The organism is Citrobacter sp. RHB25-C09 (assembly GCF_013836145.1).
Classification (GTDB): Bacteria; Pseudomonadota; Gammaproteobacteria; order Enterobacterales; family Enterobacteriaceae; genus Citrobacter_A.
In genome coordinates this window covers 1,218,544-1,244,078 of the sequence record NZ_CP057483.1, presented here as the reverse complement: position 1 = coordinate 1,244,078, position 25,535 = coordinate 1,218,544, and the positions used below count along the sequence as shown (strand labels likewise).

At 54.3% G+C, this 25,535-nt stretch carries 22 protein-coding genes and 1 other annotated feature; of the genes, 10 read left to right on the top strand and 12 right to left on the bottom strand.

The window, feature by feature from the left end; genetic code table 11:
• Positions 1-23: 23 nt before the first annotated feature.
• Complete coding sequence (gene fetB, locus HVY19_RS05780) at positions 24-803, bottom strand: iron export ABC transporter permease subunit FetB (protein WP_181683405.1); 780 nt, start codon at positions 801-803, stop codon at positions 24-26.
• Positions 790-1,467: an iron ABC transporter ATP-binding protein FetA gene (gene fetA, locus HVY19_RS05775; RefSeq protein ID WP_181683404.1), complete on the bottom strand. Its 678-nt coding sequence runs from the start codon at positions 1,465-1,467 to the stop codon at positions 790-792. The genes fetB and fetA overlap by 14 nt, the downstream gene beginning before the upstream one ends.
• Before the next feature lie 146 nt (positions 1,468-1,613).
• Here fetA and HVY19_RS05770 point away from each other — a divergent pair, with 146 nt between their 5' ends.
• Genes HVY19_RS05770 through HVY19_RS05755 form a run of 4 tightly spaced genes read left to right on the top strand, consistent with a single transcriptional unit; the run spans position 1,614 to position 5,877 of the window.
• Complete coding sequence (locus HVY19_RS05770; RefSeq protein ID WP_181683403.1) at positions 1,614-2,528, top strand: SPFH domain-containing protein; 915 nt, start codon at positions 1,614-1,616, stop codon at positions 2,526-2,528.
• Complete coding sequence (locus HVY19_RS05765) at positions 2,528-2,986, top strand: NfeD family protein (RefSeq protein WP_181683402.1); 459 nt, start codon at positions 2,528-2,530, stop codon at positions 2,984-2,986. Before HVY19_RS05770 ends, HVY19_RS05765 begins: the two co-directional genes overlap by 1 nt.
• 21 nt (positions 2,987-3,007) lie before the next feature.
• Entirely contained in the window at positions 3,008-5,149 is a 2,142-nt protein-coding gene (locus tag HVY19_RS05760) for a hypothetical protein (protein ID WP_181683401.1), read from the top strand.
• Positions 5,119-5,877, top strand: coding sequence for a DUF3142 domain-containing protein (locus tag HVY19_RS05755; RefSeq protein ID WP_181683400.1), 759 nt, complete (start codon positions 5,119-5,121; stop codon positions 5,875-5,877). Before HVY19_RS05760 ends, HVY19_RS05755 begins: the two co-directional genes overlap by 31 nt.
• Here HVY19_RS05755 and cueR read toward each other — a convergent pair.
• On the bottom strand, positions 5,831-6,241 hold the full coding sequence (gene cueR, locus HVY19_RS05750; RefSeq protein ID WP_181683399.1) for a Cu(I)-responsive transcriptional regulator: 411 nt from the start codon (positions 6,239-6,241) through the stop codon (positions 5,831-5,833). The genes HVY19_RS05755 and cueR overlap by 47 nt on opposite strands.
• A gap of 104 nt (positions 6,242-6,345) precedes the next feature.
• Here cueR and copA point away from each other — a divergent pair, with 104 nt between their 5' ends.
• From copA to ybaK, 3 genes are all read left to right on the top strand, one after another.
• Positions 6,346-8,847: a copper-exporting P-type ATPase CopA gene (copA, locus tag HVY19_RS05745; RefSeq protein ID WP_181683398.1), complete on the top strand. Its 2,502-nt coding sequence runs from the start codon at positions 6,346-6,348 to the stop codon at positions 8,845-8,847.
• 99 nt (positions 8,848-8,946) lie between these two features.
• The gene (locus HVY19_RS05740) at positions 8,947-9,741 is read left to right on the top strand and encodes a TraB/GumN family protein (protein WP_181683397.1); all 795 of its coding nucleotides are present in this window, start codon (positions 8,947-8,949) and stop codon (positions 9,739-9,741) included.
• Between the two features lie 201 nt (positions 9,742-9,942).
• Positions 9,943-10,422: a Cys-tRNA(Pro)/Cys-tRNA(Cys) deacylase YbaK gene (gene ybaK / locus HVY19_RS05735; RefSeq protein WP_181683396.1), complete on the top strand. Its 480-nt coding sequence runs from the start codon at positions 9,943-9,945 to the stop codon at positions 10,420-10,422.
• A 98-nt stretch (positions 10,423-10,520) separates the two neighbouring features.
• On the opposite strand, the gene ushA is transcribed toward ybaK, so the two are convergent.
• The gene (ushA, locus tag HVY19_RS05730; RefSeq protein WP_181683395.1) at positions 10,521-12,173 is read right to left on the bottom strand and encodes a bifunctional UDP-sugar hydrolase/5'-nucleotidase UshA; all 1,653 of its coding nucleotides are present in this window, start codon (positions 12,171-12,173) and stop codon (positions 10,521-10,523) included.
• A 165-nt stretch (positions 12,174-12,338) separates the two neighbouring features.
• Here ushA and fsr point away from each other — a divergent pair, with 165 nt between their 5' ends.
• Both fsr and ybaL read left to right on the top strand, forming a co-directional pair.
• Positions 12,339-13,559, top strand: coding sequence for a fosmidomycin MFS transporter (gene fsr / locus HVY19_RS05725; RefSeq protein ID WP_181683394.1), 1,221 nt, complete (start codon positions 12,339-12,341; stop codon positions 13,557-13,559).
• A 215-nt stretch (positions 13,560-13,774) separates the two neighbouring features.
• Positions 13,775-15,451, top strand: coding sequence for a YbaL family putative K(+) efflux transporter (ybaL, locus tag HVY19_RS05720; RefSeq protein WP_181683393.1), 1,677 nt, complete (start codon positions 13,775-13,777; stop codon positions 15,449-15,451).
• Positions 15,452-15,541: 90 nt separating this feature from the next.
• Here ybaL and gsk read toward each other — a convergent pair whose 3' ends face one another.
• Complete coding sequence (gsk, locus tag HVY19_RS05715) at positions 15,542-16,846, bottom strand: inosine/guanosine kinase (protein ID WP_181683392.1); 1,305 nt, start codon at positions 16,844-16,846, stop codon at positions 15,542-15,544.
• A 141-nt stretch (positions 16,847-16,987) separates the two neighbouring features.
• On the opposite strand from gsk, the gene aes reads away from it, so the two are divergent.
• A complete protein-coding gene (aes, locus tag HVY19_RS05710) occupies positions 16,988-17,947 on the top strand; it encodes an acetyl esterase (RefSeq protein ID WP_181683391.1) in 960 nt (319 codons plus the stop codon).
• Here the strand turns inward: aes and hemH are convergent.
• The 7 genes from hemH to apt form a co-directional block, all read right to left on the bottom strand.
• Entirely contained in the window at positions 17,944-18,906 is a 963-nt protein-coding gene (gene hemH / locus HVY19_RS05705) for a ferrochelatase (protein WP_181683390.1), read from the bottom strand. The two genes, aes and hemH, sit on opposite strands and share 4 nt — an antisense overlap.
• A gap of 177 nt (positions 18,907-19,083) precedes the next feature.
• Entirely contained in the window at positions 19,084-19,728 is a 645-nt protein-coding gene (gene adk, locus HVY19_RS05700; protein WP_181683389.1) for an adenylate kinase, read from the bottom strand.
• 235 nt (positions 19,729-19,963) lie between these two features.
• Positions 19,964-21,838 (bottom strand): molecular chaperone HtpG, encoded by a 1,875-nt coding sequence (htpG, locus tag HVY19_RS05695; protein WP_181683388.1) that lies wholly within the window; start codon positions 21,836-21,838, stop codon positions 19,964-19,966.
• Positions 21,839-21,948: 110 nt separating this feature from the next.
• On the bottom strand, positions 21,949-22,554 hold the full coding sequence (gene recR / locus HVY19_RS05690; RefSeq protein WP_181683387.1) for a recombination mediator RecR: 606 nt from the start codon (positions 22,552-22,554) through the stop codon (positions 21,949-21,951).
• On the bottom strand, positions 22,554-22,886 hold the full coding sequence (locus tag HVY19_RS05685; RefSeq protein ID WP_181683386.1) for a YbaB/EbfC family nucleoid-associated protein: 333 nt from the start codon (positions 22,884-22,886) through the stop codon (positions 22,554-22,556). The genes recR and HVY19_RS05685 overlap by 1 nt, the downstream gene beginning before the upstream one ends.
• A 53-nt stretch (positions 22,887-22,939) precedes the next feature.
• Complete coding sequence (gene dnaX, locus HVY19_RS05680) at positions 22,940-24,868, bottom strand: DNA polymerase III subunit gamma/tau (protein ID WP_181683385.1); 1,929 nt, start codon at positions 24,866-24,868, stop codon at positions 22,940-22,942.
• Positions 23,543-23,607 (bottom strand) — a sequence feature (DnaX frameshifting element). Its footprint overlaps the gene before it by 65 nt.
• A gap of 88 nt (positions 24,869-24,956) precedes the next feature.
• On the bottom strand, positions 24,957-25,508 hold the full coding sequence (apt, locus tag HVY19_RS05675) for an adenine phosphoribosyltransferase (RefSeq protein WP_181683384.1): 552 nt from the start codon (positions 25,506-25,508) through the stop codon (positions 24,957-24,959).
• Between the last annotated feature and the right edge of the window lie 27 nt (positions 25,509-25,535).

The following is a 25,535-nucleotide window of genomic DNA, read 5'->3' as shown; positions in this document are numbered from 1 at the left end:
TCGCTTGCCGGGCCTACGAGAGGTTACTTTTTCTTTAAATGCGTCACGACCAGTTGGTGGCGCGAATTGTAAAACTTTCGATAGGTTAAATATGCGGCAATGATGGTCGACAGGCTCGCCGTAGAAAGCAGCATAAACGTCACCATAATCTGATATTTAATCGCTTTCACCGGATCGATACCGGCAAAGATCAGCCCGGACATCATCCCCGGTAAACTGACTAACCCTACCGTTTTCGCCGAATCGATTGTCGGGATCAACGACGCACGAATACTGTCGCGAATTAATCCAGCCGAGGCCACTTTTGGCGTAGCGCCCAGACTGAGCTTTTCCTGAATCTGCTGCTGTTCGCTGCTAAAGCGCTGACCGAGATTGTTGTAACACAACCCGACCGCCACCATCGCATTGCCTGCTATCATCCCGGCAATCGGAATGACCTGCATCGGGATAAACTCAATCGACCCGGTGAGGATCAGTACCGCCAGCGTTAACCCGGCTCCTACGGTGATGGCAATAAACGAAGAGATAAATGCCTTCGCGATATATTTACTGCGTTTCTGCGCGTTATAGGCCGCGTTGAAGCAGATAAACAACACCATCAATAACGTCAGCACCGCATGATCCACGGCGAAGATATATTTCAGCACGTAGCCGACGATAATAAGCTGAATGACCGCCCGCCCAATGCTCCAGAGAATATCTTTTTCCAGCGCCAGTTTCTCTTTGTGGCTAATCAACATCGCCACCACCACCAACATGAGCGCTAACGCCAGTGATTCGTTGGTTATATTATGCTCGCCCATTGCGCACTTCCTGCATTTTCCCGGCATGCGGCGTCAGAGTAATGATGTTATCCGCATGATTAATCTCATCTTTGTCATGCGTCACCCACAACACGCCCATCTGCTTATCCCGTACATAGCGATGAATAATGTCATTCACATTGCGTTTATTACTTTCATCCAGAGCACTGGTGATTTCATCAAGGAGCAATACCTTCGGCAGAAACTGCAAATTGCGGATAAGGGAAATACGCTGTTTTTCGCCACCTGAAAGCTCATTAATATTTTTCTCGAGAATCGATGCGGGCAGCGCAAAGCGCGCAAGATCGTCGAGCAAAGCCTGCGGCTCCGGGCGTTGATTACGGATTTGCCAGGGAAAGAGTAAATTGTCGTAGACCGTGTCGCCAAACAGTACTGGCGTCTGAGCACAATAGGAAACCTGCTGTCGATATGTTTCCGGCACGAGAGTCTCGATGTTCGCCCCTTCGAAGAAAATCTCCCCTTCACATGGGCTGAGTAATGAGGCAACTATTTTTAATAGCGTACTTTTCCCACAGCCAGAGGCGCCGGTAATTAATTTAAACTCTCCCGGAAATAAGGTGAAACTGATGTTATCCAGGATTTTCGTCTTCCCAGCCAGATAACCCACCCGGTTTAACTGGAGTAGCTGACGGTTCTCGCTCATGGCGTATCCCTGTTTTTCTCGTTTTATCGAAAATAGTGTATCCCCACCATTAACTCCAGGGGAACTCTCTTTAGTGAATCAGGTATAATTAAGCCAGATATAAGGCTGATGCCAACATTATGGACAGTTCTACAGGAGGTTTTTCGATGCTTATTTTTATTCCAATTCTCATTTTCGTCGCACTGGTGATTGTCGGTGCAGGTGTCAAAATTGTTCCGCAGGGCTATCAGTGGACGGTAGAACGCTTCGGGCGCTACACCCGAACGCTGCAACCGGGACTGAGCCTTGTGGTGCCATTCATGGACCGTGTTGGCCGAAAAATCAATATGATGGAGCAGGTACTGGATATCCCATCGCAGGAGGTTATCTCCAAGGATAACGCCAACGTGGCGATTGATGCCGTCTGCTTTATTCAGGTAATTGATGCGCCGAAAGCGGCTTATGAAGTGAGCAATCTGGAACTGGCGATTATCAACCTGACGATGACCAATATCCGTACCGTGCTGGGTTCAATGGAGCTCGATGAAATGCTGTCGCAGCGTGACAACATCAACACGCGCCTGCTGCATATCGTTGATGACGCTACCAACCCGTGGGGCATTAAGATCACCCGTATTGAAATTCGTGATGTTCGTCCCCCAGCCGAGCTTATTGAAGCGATGAACGCCCAGATGAAGGCAGAGCGTACCAAGCGTGCCAACATTCTCGAGGCGGAAGGTATTCGCCAGGCCGAAATCGTCAAAGCCGAAGGGGAAAAACAGTCTAAGATCCTGATCGCTGAAGGTGAACGCCAGTCCGCATTCTTACAGGCTGAAGCCCGCGAGCGTTCTGCGGAAGCGGAAGCCCGTGCGACCAAAATGGTGTCTGAAGCCATCGCCTCCGGTGATATTCAGGCGGTGAATTACTTCGTGGCACAGAAATACACCGAAGCACTCCAGCAAATTGGCTCATCCAGTAACAGCAAAGTGGTAATGATGCCGCTGGATGCCAGCAGTCTGATGGGCTCCATTGGTGGGATCGCTGAACTTATCAAGGACAGCGCCAGCGAGCGGAAAAGATAATGATCGAGATGATAGTGCTACACCCCCATATTTTATGGCTTAGCCTCGGCGGTCTGCTTCTCGCTGCCGAGATGCTGGGCGGTAACGGCTATCTGCTGTGGAGCGGCGTTGCGGCGGTCATTACCGGCATCGTTGTCTGGCTGCTGCCCGTCGGCTGGGAGTGGCAGGGCGTGATGTTTGCCGTGTTAACCCTCCTTGCCGCCTGGCTGTGGTGGAAATGGCTGGCCAAACGCGTCCGCGAGCAAAAACCGGCAGACAGCCAGTTGAACCAGCGTGGCAAGCAGTTGGTGGGGCGCCGTTTTGTACTGGAAACCGATCTTATCAACGGGCGTGGTCATATGCGCGTGGGTGACAGCTCCTGGCCCGTCAACGCCAGCGAAGACCTGACATCAGGCACCCAGGTTGAAGTGGTTGCCGTTGAAGGCATTACGTTATATGTCAGAGCAGTACCGCGATAAGCGGTTTACAGGACGAAGAAAATGATCAGGAAGACACCGTTAGCTTTCGGTTTTTGCGCACTACTGGCGGGTGCCCCACAGGCATTCGCCTCTTTTGATATGGAATACTGCAAATGGGGCGAGGATGACTGCCTGTTGAGCGGAACACCGGTGCTTGAGCCCGGCAACGATTCCCGCGACAACCTGCTGCGTCTGCTGAGCGAAGCGAAGTCCGTCACGCTCCCTATCCAGCCGATACCGGCGGATCTCACCCGCTCGCGCGATGTCTATTTTGCCTTTCATCCACAGTGGGATACTGCGCTGCGCGCGGCGGAAATGACAACCAGGCAGAACGAAAACGATCTTCTCAACCAACAAATGGCTTCATTGCACGTCGATCCGATCGAATTCAACCACGACGACGAGCAGGAAAACCGCTTTGTATCGAACAATGCCGACAGCGTCAGCCAGTTCTTTGCGGCGCTGCTAAGCGATACCACCCTGACGGCGGAACAAAAACAGGCGCTGGCACAGGCGCGTTTAGGCCTCTACTCCGGCGCGAGCGCCGAACAAATTAGCGAATCGCTTATTACGCTTGCGCCTGAATCGTCATCAGTGTCGTACCGCACTTATCTGACCGGAGCCGCGCATTTTTACACCGGTGAATATGCAGCGGCCAAACAAGACTTTACCCCGCTGGTCAACAGCGATCGTCCATGGTTGGCAGAAACCGCACAATACATGCTGATGCGTACGGCGCTGAATAAAAGCGCTGAAAACAGCACCGGACAGTATGGTGATTTTGATATTCAGCGAATCGACAGGAATGCCGCCGCTCAGGCAGAGAACGCCGCACAGGACTACCTCCAGCGCTGGCCGGAAGGACTTTACGCGGAGTCATCCCGCGGCATGCTGCGCCGCATAAACTGGTATTTACAGAACTGGGCACCGCTGGCAGGTCTTTATGAACAGGCGTTTCTGCAGGCGTCTGATGCGCAAGATCTCAAGCGTCTGGTGACGGAGTATGACAATGTCGTTGGAATGCAGTTCTACGATCAATCCGTTCAGCAGCCGTTCACCGATGCGCCAGTAGTCAGCTATATCGAAATGCTACGCGCTATTCGACCGAATCGTGACAAGGTCCCCACCCTCACCCAGACGGACCTTGATGCCAGTAAGCCGTTCTTTGAAAAAAGCGGGAAACTTTCGCTCTGGCGCGATTTGCAGCTGAATCTTTGGATGGCGACGGACAATCTGCCTGCCATTTTACAGACTGTCACGCCGGCACAAAAACTCCCCGCGCGCGACATCCTCGCCTTCAGTGAACAGGTGATGTATGGCGAAGCGCTGATGGGGCAAAAACAGTGGCCTGCTGCACGTGATTTCTGGCTGAAACTGCTGAAGCTCAGTGAGGATGGTGAGCAGCAACAGTACCTACAGGCAAAACTGGCGGCCACGCTGGTGTTTAATGGCCAGGCGGCGGCTGTTTTTGCCCCTGATAGCGTCGTTACTAACCTGCGTTACCGCTCAAGGGTACTGAAAGCCGTGGCGACGCCGGAACTGTTGCGCCAGCAGGTCCGTCAGGGGCCGAATAATGAAGAACGCACTATTGCACTGCATACGCTGCTGGTGCGCGATCTCACCGAAAATCGCTTTAACGACTGGTTACAGGACCGGAAGCTGGCAAGTGAAATCACCCAGCCGATTATTGGTGAGGCCTTTAATGATGTAAACCTGACCGCGTTTGAGTGGAACGGCACTGCCGCCGAAGCCGGTTATGTCTGCCACAGCCTGGATGACACCGTCGCCACCCTCAGCAAGCATGCCGATGATGCGCATGCGTTGAACTGTCTGGGCGAGTTCTTCCGCACCACGCAAACCCATGTTGATTTATGGAAGGACGCAGCGGGTAACGGTGTGCTGGAGGTTGCCATCGACCGCAAAGAGCCCTTCGGACAGTTCGACAGGCAGAGCTACTATCAGCAGGTGATCACCTCGCCGAAGGCCGAACATGAAGACAGAAGCTATGCGCTGTATCGGGCCATTATGTGTTATGCCCCTTCCGGCGCGAATGAATGTGGTGGCGAAGAGGTGGACAAACTGCAGCGTAAAGGCTGGTTCACACAGTTGAAAACGCAATATCCGGGCAGCCCGTGGGCGCAAAAACTCAAATACTACTGGTAATCGCGCTGCTGGCCGGACAGTCGCAGGCGGCTGAAGTGGTCACCGCTCGTGAGCATTCGGCCTTCTGGTTGTGGTCAGGGGTAAAAGCCAGCGATGAACTCCAGAACGCGCAGACGGTTTATCTGCATCAGGGAGAGGTGTTACCGCGCTCGGGCGACGTCGTGTTTCAGCGCCTTGGCCTCCCTGTCAGCCGTCTGACGTTTCCGTCTGTCTGGATTACCGTGCGTTTTACCACCCTCGACGTACCTGAGGCGATCCCGGCACGGATCGTCCGGCTGATGCAGCGCTGGCAGGAGAGTGGAAATAAGGTGGTGGGTTTACAGGTCGATTTCGATGCGGCCACCCACCAGCTTGCCGACTATGCGGCCTTTCTACGGACACTGCGCCAACACCTTCCACCCGAGTTCGCGCTCGGCGTGACCGGACTACTGGACTGGGCTAAAACCGGCGATGTTGCAACGCTCAACACGCTGCCTGTGAATGAACTGGTGGTGCAAAGTTATCAGGGGCGTCATACGGTGTCTCGTTATCAGGACTATCTGCCTGCACTGACCCGTCTGCGCATTCCGTTCAAGCTCGGGCTGGTACAGCACGGCAAGCGGGATCGGCAAGCCGAGGCACAGTTGCAGAACTCCCCCTGGTATCGCGGAACGGTGGTGTTTATGCTCAACCCACCGCGCGTTAGGCCTTCACCTTGTGGTGGCAGCAGCCGGAAAGGTTTTCAATAATCGGGCAATCGGCGCTGTCATCACCAGGGCAGGCCTCCGCCAACGCTAATAACTGTGTCCGCATTGACTGTAGTTCGCTGATATGGCGTTCAATATCAGCCACTTTCTCCAGCGTCCGCTTTTTGACGTCAGCACTATGCCGTGCCGGATCGTTAAACAAATTGACCAGTTCGCCGCACTCTTCAAGGTTAAAGCCCACCTGACGCGCCTGGCGCAGCAACGTCAGCTCATTCAGGTGCTGCTGGCTGTAAGTGCGATAGCCGTTATCGCTTCGCAGCGGCGGCGTGACCAGCCCTTTCTCTTCATAAAAGCGAATCGCTTTGCTGGTTAAACCGGTTTTTTTAGCCACATCGGATATATTCATACCTTACTCCTTGACCTTCCCCTTGCTGGAAGGTTTACGATTAATAACAGTTAGCCAACCGAAGTGCAATGGTCAATAAAATTTGGCCCTAAAGAGGAGTCACCATGTCTCATGTTATCGACCTGACCCTGGACGGTCTGTCCTGTGGTCACTGCGTTAAACGCGTAAAAGAAAGTCTCGAACAGCGTCCGGACGTTGATCTGGCGGAGGTCACCGTGACCGAAGCACGGGTTACCGGTACGGCCAGCGCCGATGCGCTGATCGAAACGATCAAACAAGCCGGATATGGTGCGGAGTTAAGCCACCCAAAGGCTAAACCGCTGACGGAGTCATCAATCCCGTCGGAAGCACTGGCAGCGGTCCCTCATGAGCTTCCGGCAGCAACGGCTGAAGATGATAGCCAACAGCTGCTATTAAGCGGCATGAGCTGCGCCAGCTGTGTTTCCCGGGTCCAGAACGCGCTGCAAAGCGTACCGGGCGTCACTCAGGCACGGGTAAACCTGGCGGAACGTACTGCGCTGGTCATGGGCAGTGCGTCCGCAGCAGAATTAGTCCAGGCGGTGGAAAAAGCGGGCTATGGCGCAGAAGCGATCGAAGATGACGTTAAGCGCCGTGAACGCCAGCAGGAAACCGCCATCGCCACCATGAAACGCTTCCGCTGGCAGGCCATTGTCGCCCTGCTGGTGGGCATACCGGTGATGGTCTGGGGAATGATGGGCGATAACATGATGGTAAGCGCCGATAACCGCAGCCTGTGGCTGGTCATCGGCCTTGTTACCCTCGCTGTTATGGTCTTTGCGGGCGGTCATTTCTACCGCAGTGCATGGAAGAGCCTGATGAACGGCACCGCCACCATGGACACACTGGTGGCACTCGGCACCGGGGTTGCCTGGCTCTACTCAATGAGCGTCAACCTGTGGCCGCAATGGTTCCCGATGGAAGCGCGGCATCTTTATTATGAAGCCAGCGCGATGATTATTGGTCTGATCAACCTCGGACATATGCTCGAAGCGCGGGCGCGTCAGCGTTCATCAAAGGCGCTGGAAAAATTGCTCGATCTCACCCCGCCAACAGCGCGCGTGGTCACTGACGAAGGCGAAAAGAACGTACCGCTGGCGGACGTACAGCCTGGGATGCTGTTGCGCCTGACTACCGGCGACCGCATACCGGTAGACGGTGAGATCACCCAGGGCGAAGCGTGGCTGGACGAAGCAATGCTTACCGGTGAGCCTATCCCACAGCAAAAAGGCGAAGGTGACAACGTGCATGCCGGGACGGTGGTGCAGGACGGCAGCGTGTTGTTCCGGGCGAGCGCCGTTGGCAGCCATACCACGCTGTCACGTATTATTCGCATGGTGCGCCAGGCACAAAGCAGTAAACCGGAAATTGGCCAGATGGCCGATAAAATTTCAGCGGTGTTTGTTCCGGTCGTGGTGGGGATCGCGCTGGTCAGCGCCGGGATCTGGTACTTCTTTGGCCCCGCGCCGCAAATTGTTTATACCCTGGTGATTGCCACCACGGTGTTAATTATCGCCTGTCCATGTGCGCTGGGTCTGGCAACACCGATGTCGATCATTTCTGGTGTCGGGCGGGCGGCTGAATTTGGCGTACTGGTTCGCGACGCGGATGCCCTGCAACGCGCCAGCACGCTGGATACGGTCGTGTTTGACAAAACAGGCACGCTGACCGAAGGGAAACCGCAGGTCGTCGCGATTAAAACGTTTAACGGAATTGAAGAAGCGCAGGCGCTGCGCCTGGCGGCAGCTCTGGAACAGGGCTCCAGTCACCCGCTGGCACGCGCTATTCTCGAAAAGGCCGGTGATGCCCATTTACCGCAGGTTAATGGCTTTCGCACACTGCGAGGGCTGGGCGTTAGCGGTGAAGCGGAAGGTCATACGCTGCTGTTAGGCAATCAGGCGCTGTTAAGCGAGCAGCAGGTGCCAACGGCGGAAATGGAGACGGAAATTTCCGCACAGGCATCACAGGGATCAACCCCGGTGCTGCTGGCTATTGACGGCAAAGCGGCGGCACTGCTGGCTGTGCGCGACCCGCTACGTAGTGACAGCGTGGCGGCGCTTCAGCGGCTGCATCGCGCCGGATATCGTCTGGTGATGCTGACGGGTGATAACCCAACCACGGCCAATGCGATCGCCAAAGAGGCTGGCATTGATGAGGTCATTGCCGGCGTTTTACCGGACGGTAAAGCCGATGCCATTAAGCGCCTGCAAAGCCAGGGGCGTCAGGTGGCAATGGTGGGCGACGGTATTAACGACGCCCCAGCGCTGGCTCAGGCTGACGTGGGTATCGCGATGGGTGGCGGAAGCGATGTGGCGATTGAAACTGCCGCCATCACCCTGATGCGTCACAGCCTGATGGGCGTGGCGGATGCGCTCTCCATCTCCAGAGCGACGCTGCGCAATATGAAGCAAAACCTGCTCGGTGCGTTTATCTATAACAGCATCGGTATTCCGGTCGCCGCCGGTATTCTGTGGCCGTTTACCGGAACCCTGCTTAACCCGGTCGTTGCCGGGGCGGCCATGGCGCTGTCGTCCATTACCGTGGTGAGCAACGCGAACCGCCTGCTGCGCTTTAAACCAAAAGAGTAAGTTGATGTTTGCCGGATAAGCGCAAGCGCCATCCGGCAACTCCCGCATTGCACCCTGGTAATTCACGCGTTAGCATGGAGGTCTACTTAGGGAGGTCGTATGGATCTGTTTTACCGGGTAAAAACGTTTTTCGCTGGCCTGCGCGGTAATCGCTATAGCTGGCCTGCCGTCGACGTTTCGCTTCCTGGTCATCGCCACTTCCACCTGATCGGCAGTATCCATATGGGCAGTCATGATATGGCCCCCCTCCCAGCCAGGCTCCTCAAAAAACTCAGGAATGCCGACGCCCTGATTGTCGAAGCAGACGTGTCTGGCAACGACAGCCCGTTTTCTGATTTACCCACCTTTGCCGCTCTGGAAGATCGTCTGAATGAAGAGCAGCTTCGCAATCTGCAAAAAGCCACCAACGAGCTGGGGATCTCCTCTTCCCTGTTCTCAACCCAACCGCTTTGGCAGATAGCAATGGTACTCCAGGCCACCCAGGCACAACAGCTGGGGCTGCGCCCGGAGTATGGTATTGATTACCAGCTATTAAAGGCGGCGAAAGAGGCCAAAAAGCCCGTTATTGAACTTGAGGGGGCAGCAAACCAGATAGCGCTGCTGTGTGAGCTACCGGATAACGGTCTGGCGCTGCTGGACGATACCCTGACGCACTGGCATACCAATGCCAGATTGCTCCAACAGATGATGAGCTGGTGGCTGAAAGCGCCACCGCAGGATAACCACCTGACGCTGCCAAATACCTTTAGTCAGTCACTTTATGATGTGCTGATGCTTCAGCGTAATCTCGCGTGGCGGGATCGCCTGCATGCGCTGCCGCCGGGTCAGTATGTGGTAGCCGTGGGGGCGCTTCATCTGTATGGAGAAGGGAATTTACCGGAACTGATGCGCTAAAAAAATGGCCAATATCGCTATTGGCCCGTCAAAGAGGAATTTCATCATTATTATTATGCCGCCATTTTAAACAGCGGTGTATGTCGATTGTCGCTCAAACTCTGCATCCTGCCAATACTAATGCGCAAGATGGTGCTATTTTTTAGACAATCGTCAGACGTATGCTTTAACCCAATTTTGTCTGAGTCAGGAAGAATCACTATGACGCCCGCCGTTAAATTACTTGAAAAAAACAACATTTCCTTTCAGATCCACACTTACGATCACGATCCGGCAGAGACTAACTTTGGCGATGAAGTGGTCAAAAAATTAGGATTAAACCCGGAGCAGGTTTACAAGACGCTGCTGGTGGCGGTGAATGGCGATATGAAACATCTGGCGGTTGCCGTCACGCCGGTTGCCGGTCAACTGGACCTGAAAAAAGTGGCGAAGGCGCTGGGAGCGAAAAAAGTCGATATGGCTGACCCACTGGTCGCACAGCGCACAACGGGTTATCTGGTAGGCGGTATTAGCCCGCTGGGGCAAAAAAAGTGTCTGCCGACGCTGATTGACGCCCCCGCCCAGACCTTTGACACCATTTATGTTTCCGGCGGCAAGCGCGGGCTGGATATTGAACTGGCGGCAGGCGATCTGGCGAAAATTCTGGATGCGAAATTTGCCGACATTGCCCGACGGGATTGAGTTTGATGTCGTTGCCGGATGGCGCTTCGCTTATCCGGCCTACGGTACGGTTTTGTAGGCCGGATAAGGCATTTATGCCGTCATCCGGCAATGTGATATTACTGCCAGTTGACTTCGCCTTTCGGCTGATAAGCGCTCGCATCCAGCGGTGAATTCTTCTGGATATACTCTTTCAGCACTTCGGCATCAATAAAGCCGGTGTTGACATACCCCGGACGGTTATCGAGTCGCGGATAGCCATCCCCGCCGGTGGCGTTAAAGCTCAGTGTTGCCATACGGTAGGTTTTCGCCGGATCGACAGGCTCGCCGTTGATCGTAACGTCGCTGAGCTTACCGCCCTTCGCCACAAAGCCGACGTTGGCAAACTGCGGATAGGCACCGGAGTCCGGCTTCATCTGCGCCACTGCCGTCAGATACTCAAGCACCTCTTTGCCGTTCATGTCAGCGTAGACCACGATGTTACCGAACGGCTGCACCTTCAGTACGCTCTTGTAGGTGATGTCCCCCGCTTCTATTGAGTCGCGGACACCGCCACCGCTCATCACCGCGAAATCGGCACCGGTACGCGCGATTTGCGCGGCCAGAATCAGACGCGCCATATTGGTCTGGACGAAGCGAACCTTGCTCCGATCACCTTCCAGACGGTCATTCACCGCGCCAATTTTCACATCCAGTTGTGCTTTACCTTTGTTCTGAAACGGCGTCAGCAGCGAAAGCATCTGCTGATTTTCAGCAATTTCTGGGGTGTAAAGTACGCGCTCACTTTTCCCGTCTTCCCAGGTTACTTTCTTCTTCAGGTTCACCGGGATTAGCTGATAGTTGACCATTTTCATTTCGCCATTGCGGAACTCAAAGTCCGCGCGGCCCACATATTTGCCCCATTCGTGCGCCTGCACAATCCAGATGCCGTTTTGCTTATCGGGCGCACACGGTGTACCCGGAACGTAGTCTACCTGCTTTTTGTTTTCAGAAGCCATGCACACCGGATCCTGTGAGTGACCACCCACAATCATCGCCAGCGCGCCGGCAGGCAGGCTACGCGCCATTTCAACGTCACCCGGCGCATTAGAACCGTGGTTGCCATTGTCATAATGCCCCATATGCGTGGTCGCAATAATGACGTCCGGCTTTTCCTTCATTTGCAGTTCCTGAATCACCACTTTCGCCTCATCGGCAGGCTTGCGGAATTCGATATCTGTGAAGAATTCCGGATTGCCGATTTTTGCGGTGTCGTCAGTCGTTAAGCCAATCACGGCAATTTTCAAATCCTGGCGCTTAAAGATAGCCCAGGGTTTGAACAGACGCTCTCCGGTGCTTTTCTGATAAATATTGGCCGAGAGTAGCGGGAATTTCGCCCACTTCTCCTGCTGGCGCAGCACGGTAAGCGGATTATCAAACTCGTGATTCCCCACCGCCATCGCGTCATAACCAATCAGGTTCATACCGCGAAAATCAGGCTCGGCATCCTGTAAATCGGACTCCGGGACGCCGGTGTTAATATCACCGCCAGAAAGTAACAACACGCTTCCACCTTTGGCTGCGACCTCGTTACGAATGCCGTCCACCAGCGTTTTTTGCGCTGCCAGACCATATTCTCCATATTCATTACGCCAGAAATGACCGTGATGATCGTTAGTATGCAAAATAGTGATGTGGTAGGTTTTATCTTGTTCGTAAGCCTGAGCAGGCTGGCTTACCAGCGCGAACGCCGCACATAGCGCCAGCGCCACACCTCGTTGCAAAAATTTCATGTCCTTTTCTCTCCCTGACGTAAATTCAACCGCAGAAATTACAATTATCTGAAATAATAGTCGAATATGTTTTCAGAATTGAGACTTCCTTCAAACCCAGACCGCAGGTATGTTAGTTGGATAATAATTTTCACCTGCACCATTTATTATTATTGAAGTGAACCTATGGCAACGAATCAATCCGCACAACCAATCCCCGGTGCGTCCGCGTCGGCACAAAAAGCACGCACCTCCTTTGGCATATTGGGAGCGATCAGTCTTTCGCACCTGTTGAACGACATGATCCAGTCGCTGATTCTGGCGATTTATCCGCTCTTACAGGCCGAGTTCTCGCTGACCTTTATGCAGATAGGCATGATCACCCTTACCTTTCAGTTAGCCTCCTCGCTCCTGCAGCCGGTGGTGGGCTACTGGACAGATAAATATCCGATGCCGTGGTCGTTGCCCATAGGGATGTGCTTCACACTCAGCGGACTCGTGCTGCTGGCGCTGGCGGGCAGTTTCGGTACTGTCCTGCTGGCTGCTGCGCTGGTCGGTACTGGCTCCTCAGTCTTTCATCCGGAATCCTCTCGCGTGGCGCGGATGGCATCAGGGGGACGCCACGGCCTGGCCCAGTCCATTTTCCAGGTGGGCGGCAACTTCGGCAGTTCACTCGGCCCGTTACTGGCGGCAGTCATTATCGCGCCTTATGGTAAAGGCAACGTTGCCTGGTTCGTGCTTGCCGCCCTGCTGGCGATTGTCGTTCTGGCGCAAATCAGTCGCTGGTACGCTGCACAGCATCGAATGAGTAAAGGGAAACCTAAAGCGACGATTGTTAATCCGCTCCCGCGCAATAAGGTGATCCTCGCCGTCAGCATCCTGTTAATTCTGATTTTCTCGAAATATTTCTATATGGCGAGCATTAGTAGCTATTACACCTTTTATCTGATGCAAAAATTCGGATTGTCGGTGCAAAACGCGCAGATTCATCTGTTTGCCTTCCTGTTTGCCGTGGCAGCCGGCACAGTGATTGGCGGGCCTTTGGGCGATAAGATTGGTAGAAAATACGTTATTTGGGGCTCTATCCTCGGCGTCGCACCGTTTACGCTCATTTTGCCCTATGCAACCCTTTACTGGACTGGGGTTTTAACCGTCATTATTGGTTTTATTCTTGCATCGGCGTTTTCCGCCATCCTGGTGTATGCCCAGGAGCTACTTCCGGGTCGTATTGGTATGGTTTCCGGACTCTTTTTTGGCTTCGCCTTTGGGATGGGTGGTCTCGGAGCCGCAGTGTTGGGGTTGGTTGCAGACCATACCAGCATCGACTTAGTTTATAAAATCTGTGCTTTCCTGCCGCTTCTGGGGATACTCACCATATTCTTACCTGATAACCGGCATAAAGCCTGAGTTTTACGCGGCTAAACATAAACTTTAGCCGCGCTCATCACCAGTATCCATAAGCCTTTGCTCTACCTACCTGCCCTACGCTTTCCAATCCGTGCCTTTTCTATCTTAAATTGCAGTTTTCTTCAAAATTCAATAATTATTCACATACATAATGATTAAAATTGTCATAAACTAATACCTGCAATTTTGGAATTCATTGACCCAAAGGAGACGGAATGCATCACGCCACCCCGCTTATTACCACCATTGTTGGCGGCCTTGTGCTCGCTTTTATCCTCGGCATGCTTGCCAATAAACTACGTATTTCTCCTCTGGTGGGATATCTGTTAGCGGGCGTTCTGGCCGGCCCTTTTACGCCAGGTTTTGTCGCTGATACGAAACTGGCACCGGAACTCGCCGAGCTGGGGGTCATCCTGCTGATGTTCGGCGTGGGTTTGCACTTCTCTTTAAAGGATTTGATGGCGGTAAAGTCGATCGCCATTCCAGGCGCTATCGCCCAGATTGGGGTCGCCACGCTCCTGGGTATGGCGCTGTCTGCGGTCCTCGGTTGGTCGCTGATGACCGGCATCGTCTTTGGGTTATGCCTTTCAACCGCCAGTACCGTGGTATTGCTGCGTGCACTGGAAGAACGGCAGCTTATTGACAGTCAGCGGGGGCAGATCGCCATCGGCTGGCTGATTGTGGAAGATCTGGTGATGGTTCTGACCCTGGTACTGCTGCCAGCGGTTGCCGGCATGGTAGAGAAAGGTAACGTCGGCTTCGCCTCACTGGCAGTCGATATGGGCATCACCATTGGCAAGGTCGTGGCCTTTATCGCCATTATGATGCTGGTTGGCCGCCGTCTGGTGCCGTGGATTATGGCCCGCAGCGCCGCGACCGGCTCCCGTGAACTGTTTACCCTCGCCGTACTGGCGCTGGCGTTAGGTATCGCCTTTGGCGCGGTTGAACTGTTTGACGTCTCCTTCGCCCTGGGCGCGTTTTTTGCCGGGATGGTGTTAAACGAATCCGAACTCAGCCATCGCGCCGCGCACGACACGTTGCCGCTGCGCGATGCGTTTGCCGTCCTGTTCTTTGTCTCGGTTGGCATGCTGTTTGACCCGCTGATTTTGATCCAGCAGCCGCTGGCCGTCCTGGCAACCCTGGCCATTATCATCTTTGGTAAATCGCTCGCGGCGTACTTCCTGGTGCGACTGTTTGGCCACTCGCCGCGTACCGCGCTCACCATCGCCACCAGTCTGGCGCAAATTGGTGAGTTCGCCTTTATCCTCGCAGGCCTGGGTATGGCGCTGAATCTGCTTCCTCAGGAAGGGCAAAATCTGGTGCTGGCGGGCGCGATCCTGTCCATTATGCTTAACCCGGTGCTGTTTGCTCTGTTGGAAAAATACCTCGCGAAAACCGAGACGCTGGAAGATCAGACGCTGGAAGAGGCTATCGAAGAAGAGAAGCAGATCCCGGTGGATATTTGTAACCATGCCCTGCTGGTTGGCTTTGGTCGCGTCGGCAGCCTGCTGGGTGAGAAACTGATGGCGGCGGACATTCCGTTAGTGGTGATCGAAACATCCCGGACGCGTGTGGACGAACTGCGCGAACGCGGCATTCGCGCGGTGCTGGGGAATGCCGCCAATGAAGAGATTATGTCACTGGCGCATCTGGAATGCGCCCGCTGGCTGATCCTCACCATTCCGAACGGTTATGAGGCTGGTGAGATTGTCGCCTCGGCTCGCGCGAAATGCCCGGAGATTGAGATTATCGCCCGCGCGCATTATGACGACGAAGTGGATTATATTACCGAGCGCGGCGCTAATCAGGTGGTGATGGGCGAGCGCGAAATCGCCCGCACAATGCTGGAACTGCTGCAAACCCCACCGGCGGGAAATGTGGTGCCGGGTTAACCGCTTCATTTCACGCCGCCATCGGGCATTTTGCCGGATGGCGGCGTGAACGCCTTATCCGGCCTACTCATTACTCCAGCGGGCAACGCCTTAGCGATCCCAGTACGACTCTTCGAGGCTATCCTCACGCTCCGGTAACCCGCGTGTCAGACGCGGGGAATGCTGATTCAACACCTGATAACTCACCCGGTTGGCATACTTACACACCTGAGCCAGTGACGAATAGGTCAGCCAGGTGAATTTATGTTTGCTGGAGTTCGGTACGTTGGTGCGATGATAGCTGTTAGCAGTAATATCGTGCAGCAGCGCTGCCAGCGCGCCATCACCCGCGCCGTTGGTATTCATAATTTTTTCCGGCCCCCCCATGTACGGGGCAATGTGTGAATAGACGCGTAGCGGGTTGGTGCAATCTTTATGACGCATCGCGCGGCTGAATTCGTACTGGTTGAACTCGGCAATGGCGCCCGGCAGCAGCGGATGCTGCGTTTTACGCTTTGCTTCGTCTTCGGTAAAGCCCGCCATATACAGCCCGACTGGTCCGGCGGTACACAAAACCAGATCCACCCAGTCCAGCGCTTTGTCTGAGGCCAGCAGCGGATCATTCTCACCGGTCAGCGCTTCCGCCTCTTCTTCGTTCATCGCCAGGATCGATACGTGCTCTTTCAGGAACGCCTGCCACCACTGCGGGTTATCGGCAATCACGAATTTCGTCCCAAGCGTCAGCACGACCGGTACGTTATGTTTTTTCGCGAATTCGATGGCTTTCATTGTCGCTTCCGGCATCGGCTCACCCGGCTTGCAACGGACAAGATAAGAGGTCAACACCAGCGCAGACGCACCGGCAATCACCGATTCAGGAATACTTTCTGCACGCAGTTGGTTCATATGCCCAGGACTGATGGCAAACGTGCGCTCACCGGACTCACCAATGAGGGTAAAACAGCACCCAATCGCCCCGTCAACGCCCTGCAAATAGTTGAGATCGGTTCGGCTCGAGGTGTTGCACAGATAGCGGTAGGCATAGCTACCAATCTCAATGTTGCTGCACATTACGCCCAGCAGCACTGAGCGATCGTCCGCCAGGACGGAATAATTGTGCATCGTGTTGCCAATGGTACCGCCGGCAAACTGATGGGTGATCAGATTTTCGCGCACCAGTTCCTGATATAACGCTTCCGCCACGTCATCTTCAATGACCAACGAGTGCCCTGCGCTTAGCCCATAACGCTGGATGAAGTCGTCGTCCACTTTGGCCTCAATATCCACCAGCGTCTGGTCGATACCGACAACCCAGGCGGCGCTGGTTTCGTTTTCAGGCTGAATTTGCTGCAGCAGTGGATCGCGCGCATTGACGGGGAAATAGTGTTTGGATTTGCGTTTACCGGGAAATTTCATGGCTGTTTTTACGGGTGGCTAACTGAGCGCTGAATGGTAGCACATTCCCCTGGCGACAACAGAGTTTCAATATCAGACGGCGGGATCGCAGTTTCCCGTGTTCATTTTTTTATAATGAGACGATGATACAAGGAGCGTCTTATGAACCCAGAAAACAAACTGCCCGTCCTCGATTGCATTTCAGATGAGATGCGTGCTGCGCTTAACGCTAATCAGGACGATTTACCGCCCTGGCCCCCTGCCGATGATTTCAGCGCGATGCGTCAGCATTATCTTCATGAGCGCCGTTTCTGGAACATAGACGCGCCGCTAATGACAACGCGTGAATATGCAATTCCTGGCGCGTATGGCGAGCTAATCACGCGCCTGTATTGCCCCGTGCCGGAGAGTAAAGCAACACTGTTTTATCTGCACGGTGGCGGCTTTATTCTGGGGAATCTGGACACTCACGACCGCATTATGCGACTGCTGGCGAATTACACCCAATGCACAGTGATTGGCATTGATTATTCGCTATCGCCCGAGGCTCGCTTCCCGCAGGCCATTGAGGAAACCGTTGCTGCCAGCCGCTATTTTCATCAACATGCCGATGATTATCAGCTCAATATGACCCAGGTCGGCTTTGCCGGTGATTCCGCCGGTGCGATGCTGGCGCTCGCCTCTGTATTATGGATGCGTGATAAACACATTACCTGCGGTAGGGTTGCGGGCGTGTTGTTATGGTATGGCCTGTACGGTTTACAGGACTCACCCAGCCGCCGACTTTTAGGCGGGGTCTGGGACGGGTTGACCCGTGAGGACCTACGGATGTACGAAGACGCGTATTTGCGTCACGCAGACGACCGCGAGTCCCCGTATTACTGCCTGTTTAATAATGACCTGACGCGTGACGTACCGCCCTGCTTTATTGCTGGCGCTGAGTTTGATCCACTGATTGACGACAGCCGCCTGCTTTTTCAAACACTCCAGGCACATCGACAGCCCTGTGAATACAAAATGTATCCCGGCACGCTACATTCCTTCCTCCACTGTTCAAGAGTGATGAAAACGGCCGACGATGCTCTTCGCGACGGCGCCCGTTTCTTTACATCCCAGCTCTAGCGATACGCTTCGGTCAGCTTCAGCATCATATCGATATGTTCCGGCGTGGCGTTAAGCGCCGGAATATACTCATATTTTTTACCGCCGGCCTCGAGAAAGATCTCTTTGTTTTGCACTGCAATTTCTTCCAGCGTCTCGAGACAATCGGCCGCGAAGCCAGGGCACATCACCTGAATGTGCTGCGTCCCCTTTTCAGCCAACATTTTGAGCGTTTCATCGGTGTACGGCGTAAGCCACGGTTCACGACCAAAGCGAGACTGGAAGGTCATCATCACTTTTTCCGGCGGCAGTCCGAGGGCGGAAACCAGTTCACGGGTGGTGTCACGACACCGTTGCGGATAATCATCGCCTTCATCGGCATAGCGCTGCGGAATGCCGTGATAGGAGAGCAGCAGTAAATCCGGCTCGCCGTGTTCCGCAAATGATGCCCGCGCGCGGCTTACCAACGCATCAATGTAGGCACTGTCATCAGCGTAATCACGAATAAACGAAATACCGGGAATATGGCGTCGGCGTTCGAGAATACGCGCCAGCTCATCCCAGACGGCAGCGACCGTAGAACAGGAATATTGTGGGTACAGCGGTAACACCACGATGTGATCGACATGATCGGCCAGCAGTTCATCTACCGCGCTTTCGAGCGACGGCGAGCCATAACTCATACCGAGCGCGACAGGCGTATCCGGTAAACGCTCAGCAAGCGCCTGCTGCTGCTGACGGCTATAGACCATCAGCGGAGAACCGCCGTCCATCCAGATTGACTGATACAACTTTGCGACACGCGGAGAGCGCAGCGGCAAAATCACCCCACGTAACAGCGGCCACCAGAGCAAGGGAGAGGTGTCGACGACGCGCTTATCACTTAAGAATTGCTTGAGATAGCATTTAACTGCCGCAGGTGTAGGTGCCTCAGGCGTCCCGAGGTTAGCCAGCAGAATACCGGTTTTCGTATGTCGCATTACCGCCTCTTTTCCATTCAAATTGTTGATAATTGTAGCGGAAAAGCGCGTAAGAAGAACTAATTGCTGTGAAAGGTATTTTGGAGGATGCCTGATGGCGCTACGCTTGTCTGGCCTACACGAAACGGTAGGCCGGATAAGGTGTTTACACCGCCATCCGGCATTTTCGGTATGAAATTAACCGAGGATTTTTTCCAGATCTGCACGCACGTCGGCAACGGCTTTAGTACCGTCAACTTTAGCGTAATGGGTGTTACCCGCTTCGGCTTCTTTCTGGTAGTAGCCAATCAGCGGTGCAGTCATCTGATGATATTCCACCAGGCGCTTACGCACGGTTTCTTCCTGATCGTCTTTACGGGTGGTCAGCTCTTCGCCGGTCACATCGTCTTTGCCTTCAACCTTCGGTGGGTTGAATTTGCTGTGATAGACACGGCCAGAGGCAGCGTGAACGAGACGCCCCACGATGCGGTCAACGATCAGTTCATCCGGTACGGCAAATTCGAGAACGTAATCTACCACGATGCCCGCTTCTTTCATGGCGTCAGCCTGCGGAATCGTGCGTGGGAAACCGTCTAACAGAAAACCGTTACGGCAATCTTCCTGCGCGATACGCTCTTTCACCAGCGCGATCACCAGCTCATCAGTCACCAGTTTACCGGCGTCCATGATGTCTTTCGCTTTTTTACCCAGCTCGGAGCCAGATTTCACAGCTGCACGCAGCATATCGCCGGTGGAGATTTGCGGAATACCATATTTCTCCATGATGAACTGAGCCTGAGTTCCTTTACCCGCGCCCGGAGCGCCAAGCAGAATGATACGCATTACGAAAATCCCCTTAAAGGTTGTCGATATTTTTAAAAAAGCGCTAAACGATACCACCATCACGCATTTGGCTCAAGGAAGGCACTCTGCGCTGAAACGGTTAAAGGCGGGAAAATTGAAAATAAGGAGAGAAATTGCAGGATGGCGGTGTAAACACCTTATCCGGCCTACGATCAAAAAGAGGGTGTAGGCCGGATAAGCGTCAACGCCATCCGGCATCACATGACAATCGAAATCAGGAAACCAGCAGTTGGTTCATACGACGGATAAACTGGTTCGGGTCTTCCAGCGTACCGCGCTCGGCGAACAGCGCCTGATCCAGCAGCAGTTCCACCCACTCTTTAAACTGGGTTTCGTCCTGGGTGTCTGCGGTGCGTTTTACCAGCACGTGATCCGGGTTCAGTTCAAAGATGTATTTCACTTCCGGCACAGCCTGGCCCGCAGCGGCAAACAGTTTCGCCATCTGGGTGCTCATTTCGTCAGCGTCAGTCGTGACAATCGCCGGGGTATCGGTCAGACGGTGCGTTAAACGCACCTCTTTCACGCGGTCACCCAGCAGATTTTTCACGCGTTCAACGAACGGCGTCAGCGCTTTTTCCGCTTCTTTTGCCGACTCGTCAACGTCATCCGCCAGCTTATCGATGGATTCGTCAGCTTTTGCCACAGACTGGAATGACTTACCGTCAAATTCGGTCAGATAGTTCATCATCCACTCGTCGATGCGATCGGAAAGGAGCAGAACTTCGATGCCTTTCTTACGCAGCAGTTCCAGGTGTGGGCTGCTCTTCGCTGCCGCATAACTGTCGGCAGTGATGTAGTAGATTTTCTCCTGCCCTTCTTTCATGCGGGAGACATAGTCTTCCAGCGAGACGGTCTGCGCGGAAGAATCGGTATGCGTGGACGCAAAACGCATCAGCTTCGCGATCGTTTCCTGGTTGGCGTGATCTTCCGCCGGACCTTCCTTCATCACCAGGCCAAACTGCTGCCAGAAAGTCTGGTATTTGTCCGCATCGTCCTTCGCCAGTTTTTCCAGCATTTGCAGAACGCGTTTGGTTAAGGCGCTGCGCAGGTTGCGCGTCACGGTGCTGTCCTGAAGGATCTCACGAGAGACGTTCAGCGGCAGATCGTTAGAATCTATCAGACCGCGCACGAAGCGCAGGTAGTTCGGCATGAACTGCTCAGCGTCGTCCATGATGAAGACACGCTGCACGTACAATTTCAGGCCATGCTTGTGATCGCGGTTCCACATATCCCACGGTGCCTGCGAAGGGATATACAGCAGGCTGGTGTACTCCTGCTTCCCTTCTACGCGATTGTGGCTCCAGGTCAGCGGATCGGTGAAGTCATGCGCGATGTGCTTGTAGAACTCTTTGTACTCGTCTTCTTTAATTTCCGCTTTGTTACGGGTCCACAGCGCCTGAGCTTTGTTGATTTTCTCCCAGGTAACGACGGTTTCCCCGTCTTTTTCTTCCTGTTTTTCAATCTCTACCGGCAATGCGATATGGTCGGAATACTTGCTGATGATGGAACGCACGCGCCAGTCATCGAGGAATTCGTCTTCCCCTTCACGCAGATGCAGGGTGATTTCGGTGCCGCGATCGTCTTTAGTGATATCGGCAACGGTGTATTCCCCTTCACCCGCAGACTCCCAGAACACGCCGTTCTCCGGCTTATCGCCAGCGGCACGGGTACGAACGGTGACTTTATCCGCCACGATAAACGCGGAATAGAAACCAACGCCAAACTGCCCAATCAGCTGGCTGTCTTTCGCCTGGTCAGAGCCCATGGACTCGAGGAAAGATTTGGTGCCGGACTTCGCGATAGTCCCCAGATGATCGATCACTTCGTCACGGTTCATCCCCACGCCGTTATCGGCAATGGTCAACGTACGCTTATCTTTATCGAAGGAGACGCGCACACGCAGCTCACCGTCACCTTCATAGAGGTCCGGATTCGACAGCGCGCGAAAACGCAGCTTGTCTGCCGCATCTGAGGCGTTAGAGATAAGCTCACGCAGGAAGATTTCTTTATTGGAATACAGAGAATGGATCATCAGGTGCAGAAGCTGTTTAACTTCTGACTGAAAACCACGAGTTTCTTGTCCTTTCATGTAGATCTACCTCAACAATGCCATTTTTAATGGTAAAAACACGTTGAGAGGGAAATGGGGACAAGCGGGTAAAAAATCAAGCGGAGGCCGCGTATGCAGCCTCCATTTGTTCAGAATTTAATCTTGTGACGCCCAGCCAGAGAGTGCGACAGCGTAGTACCATCCACCATCTCCAGTTCACCGCCTACCGGTACGCCATGCGCGATACGGCTGGCTTCTACGCCATATTGAGCGCAAAGCTCGCCAATATAGTTGGCCGTGGCTTCCCCTTCGACCGTCGGGTTGGTCGCGAGGATCACTTCCGTAAGCGACTCTGAAGAGAGCCGCTGCTCCAGCCTGTCGAGCCCAATATCATCCGGCCCAATACCGTCAAGCGGCGACAAATGCCCCATCAGCACGAAGTAACGCCCGGAAAATTGGCCGGTCTGTTCAATCGCATAGATATCCGCCGGGCTCTCCACCACGCAAATCTGACCATTTTCCTGGCGACGCGGGTTTGAACAGATATTACAGACTTCCTGTTCGGTGAAGGTGCGGCAATCGGTACAGTGGCCGATTTCCGACATTGCCCGGGTGAGGGCTTGCGCCAGACGCATCCCGCCGCTGCGGTCACGCTGAAGTAGCGTAAACGCCATACGCTGCGCCGACTTCGGGCCAACGCCCGGCAAGCAGCGCAGAGCTTCCATAAGCTGAGTTAACAGCGGGCTGGTTTGCATCAGAACGGCATCTTAAAGCCTGGCGGCAACTGCATGCCGGAAGAGACAGAAGCCATTTTTTCTTTCTGAGTTTCGTCAATGCGACGTGCAGCATCGTTAAACGCAGCAGCAACCAGATCTTCCAGCATCTCTTTGTCATCTTCCAGCAGGCTTGGATCAATTTCCACGCGGCGGCAGTTATGCGCGCCGTTGATGGTCACTTTCACCAGACCTGCGCCAGATTCGCCGGTCACTTCCAGCTGCGCGATTTCTTCCTGCATTTTCTGCATCTTTTCTTGCATCTGCTGGGCCTGTTTCATCAGGTTACCCAGACCGCCTTTACCACCGAACATAGGCTTCTCTCTCAATCACGTTAAGGGATGACAACCGTAAGCACCGCTTACGATCAAATGGGGCGAATACTCTCTTCGTCCAGATCGGCATCGAAGAACCGACGCAGCGTCTGAATGTTGTTATCCGCGATTATCGACTCACGCGCCTGCGCAAGTTTCTCTTCATAAATAGCCTGACGCCACTCCAGCGGCGTGCGCACCGCCGGATTATCATCTTCAATGATGGTCAATTCAACCGTTGATCCCATTAAGGCGCTCAGGGCCTCGGTCAGCTTCTGCTGTGCGCCGCTGGAATTAAGATGTCGCTGGCTGGAACGCAAGTGCAGGCAGACCACATTACCGTTCTCTTCTTTCCAGGCGTTGAGTGCCACCTGTTCCACCAGTTTCGGCAGTGACAGTTGACTCACCTGCGCCGCCCAAGGATCGCGTTCAATCGCTTCCGCTGCCAGCCTTGCCGCCAGTTCCGGCGTTTTTTCATGCTCAAGCGCTTTTTTCAGCGCTTTCGGCGTGGCAACAACCTCTTTCACTTCAGCGACGGGATTTGTCGCTTTCCAGCGATAAGCTTCTTTCTTCGCCGGAGCCTGCTCAAGGGCAGATGCTGCAGGACGAGCCTGCACGCGATCGGTGACCGAAGCCAGCCTTTCCAGCGCAGCGTTATTCACCGGCCGCGCGCGGGTTGCGGCTGCCGGTTCACTCTTTTTTGCTTTGGTTGCTCCCTGCGCACGCAAAAGTTGGTTGCGCGCCGCCAGCACCTGGCTGGTTGACTCTGGCAACGGTACCGCCGGCGTCTGCTGTGCTGGCGCTGGTTGTGGTGCAACCTGGGTTGGCGTCATGACCGCCGTCGGGGCTACAGGAGCAAAGGATTGGCGTGGAACATCGGGTTCCGGTAGCGGCATACGCGGGTGAAACGCCAGCGCACGCAGTAACGTCATTTCTACGCCCATCCGCCGGTCAGGCGCGTAAGGAAGTTCTTTACGCCCAATCAACAGCGTCTGGTAATAAAGCTGTACATCGGTTGGCGGCACCGTGCGCGCCAGTTCGCGCATCCGCACTTCAATTGTCGCCATGTCGCTGCCTAACGCGGCAGGAGATAGCTGAACCAGCGCAATACGGTGTAGCAGACCCAGCATCTCGACTAACAGTGCTTCCCACTCGATCCCGCGAGCGGTAGCCTCGTTCACCAGCGTCATAACGCGCTCACCGTCGGCGGCAATCATCGCTTCAACCAACGACAGCGCCTGGTCGTCATCCAGCGTGCCGAGCATATCGCTCACGGCCTGGGTAGAAACCTGTCCATCACCGCTGGCAATCGCCTGATCGGCCAGGCTGAGCGCATCTCGCAGACTACCGTCAGCCGCGCGCGCGAGCAGTTGGAGGGCTCTGGGTTCAGAAGCGATCTTTTCTTCAGTCAGAATATGCTCAAGCTGATGGCGAATCTGATCGACATCCAGCGCCTTGAGGTGGAACTGCAGGCAACGAGACAGAATGGTCACCGGCAGCTTTTGTGGATCGGTTGTCGCCAACAGGAACTTAACGTGTGAAGGCGGCTCCTCAAGGGTTTTGAGCAGCGCGTTGAAACTGTGGCGAGACAGCATGTGCACTTCGTCGATCAGGTAAACCTTGAAACGACCGCGCGCAGGTGCGTACTGAACGTTATCCAGCAGGTCACGGGTGTCTTCAACTTTGGTACGCGACGCGGCATCGATCTCAATCAGATCGACAAATCGTCCCTGCTCGATTTCACGGCAGTTATCGCAGACGCTGCACGGTGTCGCGGTGATGCCCGTTTCACAATTCAGCCCCTTCGCCAGCAAACGGGCAATAGAGGTTTTCCCGACGCCCCGGGTACCAGAAAACAGATAGGCATGATGAATTCGCCCTAGCGACAAACCGTTCGCCAGTGCGGTCAGTACATGTTCCTGGCCGACGACGTCAGCAAAGGTTTGTGGGCGCCATTTTCGGGCTAAAACCTGATAACTCATGGGCTGGCTCTGAAACGCTGGAAGGTGGATACATAGGGAGGAATGCTAACACAACCTCACTCAATGAGCGAGGTTGCGAAAGGCGGGATCAATGTCCCGGGAATGCGACGAGCGAATAGCAGGTAATACCGAGGTTTTCCAGGCGTTTTTCGCCGCCAAGATCGGGCAGATTAATGATAAATGCCGCGTCGCTCACTTCCCCGCCGAGGCGACGAATCAATTTCGCGGTCGCTTCGATCGTCCCGCCCGTGGCCAGTAAATCGTCAACCACCAACACGTTATCCCCCGCCTGGATTGCATCCATGTGGATTTCCAGCTGATCGGTGCCATATTCCAGTTCGTAGCTTTCGGCAATGGTTTCACGCGGCAGTTTGCGCGGTTTGCGAACCGGAACAAAACCCACGCCAAGACCCAACGCTACCGGCGCACCAAACAGAAAGCCGCGCGCTTCGGTACCGACAACTTTGGTAATGCCCGCATTTTTGTAACGCTCGACCAGCAAGTCGATGCTGAGAGCGTAAGCTTTCGGGTCTTCCAGTAAGCTGGTGACATCACGGAAAAGAATGCCCGGTTTCGGGTAGTCCTGAATGCTTTTGATGCTATTTTTGAGAAACTCAAGCTGCTGTGCAGTCGCGGTCATAAGTGTGTGCCTGATAAATACGGTGTT